Below are 3,410 nucleotides of genomic sequence, written 5' to 3' on the forward strand. Positions count from 1 at the left end.
CGACAGGCCGACTTTCGGCAAAGGATATGTCATCGTCAATCTCGTCACGCACCAGTCCGCAGACTTTCGCCCCCTCTTGCTTCCACAGTGCTTCCACGGTGGGTGGAAACGCAAACGCCGCCCCGGAGGGCGGCGTTTAAGCGTTTGATAACGCGGATAGATTTGGTTGCGGGAGTAGGATTTGAACCTACGACCTTCAGGTTATGAGCCTATAAAGGCGAATTCACGAAAACATAATGAAATCAGCTTTTTACACGACAAGCATTTGATTTCACAAATTATTCAACCGCACATTCGGCAAGCATTCGTGCGCATTGGCCTGCAAAACCCACGCGAAACGCGCACTCGCGGGTTGATGTGGCGTTGATGTGGCCAACCCATCGGGTATGCTGCGGGAGGTCGAGGTGACTGGCGTGATGCCGAGGGCGCGGCCCTGGGAGACGGGATGAGCCGCGCCTTTGCGCAGGGAGCGGGTTTTGTAAACTGCGCATAGATGGCGTGTGGCGCGCCATTTGGATATCCTGCGGATTGGGCGGGTATATAGCGCTCCGCTCTGAGCGCTGATCACCGGGCCACTGTCTGGCTATCGCGCGGCTTGCGCACAATGCCCCTTTCAAGGTGACGCCGGTCGATCGTTGCTGGTTGAAGGCGCGAGCCGCTCGTGAGAGGTGCCCTCGAAGAGACAGGCCTCACGTGCGAATCTTGGACAGCCTTGCAATAAGCTCGTTTAGACCCAAGCTTCCCCAGGACGAGCAAAGGAGCTGCCGACAATGCATGTAAACGCAGATTTCAGCCAAAGAGCTCTCGTGCGCTTTGATGAAAGTGAATGGGTTGACTCCCCTATGCCTGGGGTACGGCGCCGGATGCTGGATCGGATCGGCGGCGAGGTCGCCCGGGCAACTACTATCGTATGCTTCGCGCCCGGTAGTGCCTTTTCCGCGCATACTCATGACGGTGGCGAAGAATACCTGGTTCTCGATGGCACCTTCCAGGATGAGGACGGTGACTTTCCCACTGGCTCGTATGTGCGCAACCCGCCCACTTCGTCGCACACGCCAGCCGCGCAAGACGGGGCGACCATCCTGGTCAAGTTGCACCAGTTCGACGCGGCGGATCGCACGCAGGTCCAGATCGACAGCGGAAAGGTGGACTGGTCGGAACCGGCCCCTGGCGTCGAAACACTCGAATTGCATGAAGATGATCGTGAATACGTATCCATGGAGCGCTGGGAGCCGGGAACGGCACGATCACTGGACGCATCGGGTGGCCTTGAGGTCTTCGTGATCGAGGGATCGCTTGCCGATGGTGTGGACACGCTGGGCCCCTGGGACTGGCTGCGCCTGCCGGTGGGGAGCACGTTCGAGGCAACGGCCGGAGACGACGGTGTGCGGGTCTGGCTCAAGACCGGGCATCTGCGCCATGTGCCGGACCACACTGCGTAATGGAAGAAACAGAGGTATGTATCATCGGCGCCGGGCTTTCCGGCCTTGCGCTGGGCACTGCGCTGCAGTCCGAGGGGCGTGACGTTACAATTCTGGAAGCGCGCGACCGCGCCGGCGGACGGGTGCTTTCACACCAAGGTTATGATCTCGGGCCCTCCTGGATCTGGCCGAACAACCACCGCATGCTCGCGCTTGCCAGCCGTCTCGGTCTGCGCAGCTTTCCACAATACGCGTCTGGGCGTCTTGTCTTCGAGGATGGCGAGGGCGCGATACGCCGGGACCTCGACTTCGCCACCATGGGAGGCGCGCTGCGCATCGAAGGCGGGCTCACGCGGGTGACCGACGCTTTGGCCGAACAGCTGGGACCCAGCCTGCGCCTCGATCACCCGTTGCAGCGCGTGACTGAGGACGCCTTAGGCGTGACGCTGTCAGGCGACAATTTCGAGATACGAGCTGCGCGCGTCGTTTTCGCGCTGCCGCCGCGGCTGACAGCCCGCTTTGGCGTTGCCGTTCCCGATGTGCCGACTTGGATGGCCGGCCAGGCCAAGCTCATTGCGACCTACACTAAGCCCTTCTGGCGAGACAGCGGGCTGAACGGTGATGCGATATCGCATCGCGGACCGCTGGCCGAGATCCACGACGCGTCACCGGCCGATGCGCATGCGGGCGCGCTCTTCGGGTTCGCCCATCCCGGCGCTACGCATAAGCCGGACTTCCGAGACGCCGCCATTGCGCAACTGGCACGTCTGTTCGGACCCTTGGCGGCGAAACCGCTTGACGTGTTTCTCAAAGATTGGAGCGATGATGTCGCGACCGCCACGCGGGCCGACCGGATGCCGCCCGCTGCTCATCCGACCTATGGCGCCATCCCGTCCACTGCGCGCCTGATCTTCGCTGGATCCGAGGCATCACCGGTCGAGGGTGGTTTTCTGGAGGGGGCGCTGGCTGCTGCAGACGCCGCTCATGCCTGCCTTCGCAAGCATCCGGATTGACTGAAAGACAAACAAGTCCGCGCAGGGCGCGCGCCCATGATGTCGTCTACGTAGAGGTTGCGGTAAGCCTCAGGGCGAGCTATATAATGGATGTTATATAGATTGGAAGTCAGGATGCAAACGCTCAAAGTCACCACAGTCGGAGCCTCGTCAGGAGTAATCCTTACCAAAGAGGTCATGGCGCACTTGAAGATCCAGAAGGGCGATACGCTCTATCTTACCGAAGCAGCTGACGGCGGTTATCGCTTGACCCCTTACAACCCGGAATTCGCCCGTCAAATGTCCCTTGCCGAAGACATCATGCATGACGATCGAGAAGTTCTGCGCGCACTGGCGAAATGAGCGATCCATCCGGTACGTTACCGCGGAAGGACTGGCGTTGGCTTGATCCCGCCGTCATCAACGCCGTCCACGACCGGCAACTGGCTGAACATGGCGGTGCTGAGGGTGTTCGCGATGCCGGGAGCATTGAAAGCGCGCTTTCCCGCCCAGTCAACGCAGCGAATTATGGAACGCCCGATGCGGCTGATCTGGCCGCAGCGTATGCCTACGGGCTTGCGAAGAACCATGGCTTAGTTGATGGGAACAAGCGCACGGCCTGGATCGCAGCGCGCCTGTTTCTAGCAGATAACGGATACCGTTTGAGCTTCGATCCGGTCGATGCTGTTCGTATCATGGAAGGTGTCGCGGGCGGCACTGTGTCCGAAACCGAACTGGCTGGTTGGCTTCGCGACCGGCTCTTGTAACTTGGGTGGTCGTAGGCGTTGGATGGTCCCGTTCGGTCATGACATGCAGCCGCCGCGCCTCTGGAACGGAGAGGAGCACATGTCCCCCTCCCATGGTTCCTCCGTGGCCCTGATTGTATACGGGGGGGCTCAGCGCGCGATTTCGCTAGCGACTGGATTCCTCACCGGGGAATCCACTTGGAATCCACCTCATCGGCTCGGCTCGAAATTCTGACTCATTATCAGGCACT

General features: G+C 60.5%; 4 protein-coding genes. All 4 read left to right on the plus strand.

What is annotated here, in order from left to right; genetic code table 11:
• Nucleotides 1-770 precede the first annotated feature (770 nt).
• Nucleotides 771-1,442 carry a cupin domain-containing protein gene (locus ACESL9_RS17555; RefSeq protein ID WP_372675370.1) on the plus strand — a complete coding sequence of 224 codons (672 nt, stop codon included), beginning with the start codon at nt 771-773 and terminating at the stop codon, nt 1,440-1,442.
• A complete protein-coding gene (locus ACESL9_RS17560; RefSeq protein WP_372675372.1) occupies nt 1,442-2,434 on the plus strand; it encodes a flavin monoamine oxidase family protein in 993 nt (330 codons plus the stop codon). Before ACESL9_RS17555 ends, ACESL9_RS17560 begins: the two co-directional genes overlap by 1 nt.
• A 114-nt stretch (nt 2,435-2,548) precedes the next feature.
• Nucleotides 2,549-2,776 (plus strand): transcriptional regulator, encoded by a 228-nt coding sequence (locus ACESL9_RS17565; RefSeq protein WP_372675373.1) that lies wholly within the window; start codon nt 2,549-2,551, stop codon nt 2,774-2,776.
• Nucleotides 2,773-3,180 carry a type II toxin-antitoxin system death-on-curing family toxin gene (locus ACESL9_RS17570; protein ID WP_372675374.1) on the plus strand — a complete coding sequence of 136 codons (408 nt, stop codon included), beginning with the start codon at nt 2,773-2,775 and terminating at the stop codon, nt 3,178-3,180. The genes ACESL9_RS17565 and ACESL9_RS17570 overlap by 4 nt, the downstream gene beginning before the upstream one ends.
• Nucleotides 3,181-3,410: the final 230 nt, after the last annotated feature.

The sequence above is a fragment of the Aquicoccus sp. genome (genome assembly GCF_041686535.1).
GTDB lineage: Bacteria > Pseudomonadota > Alphaproteobacteria > Rhodobacterales > Rhodobacteraceae > Aquicoccus.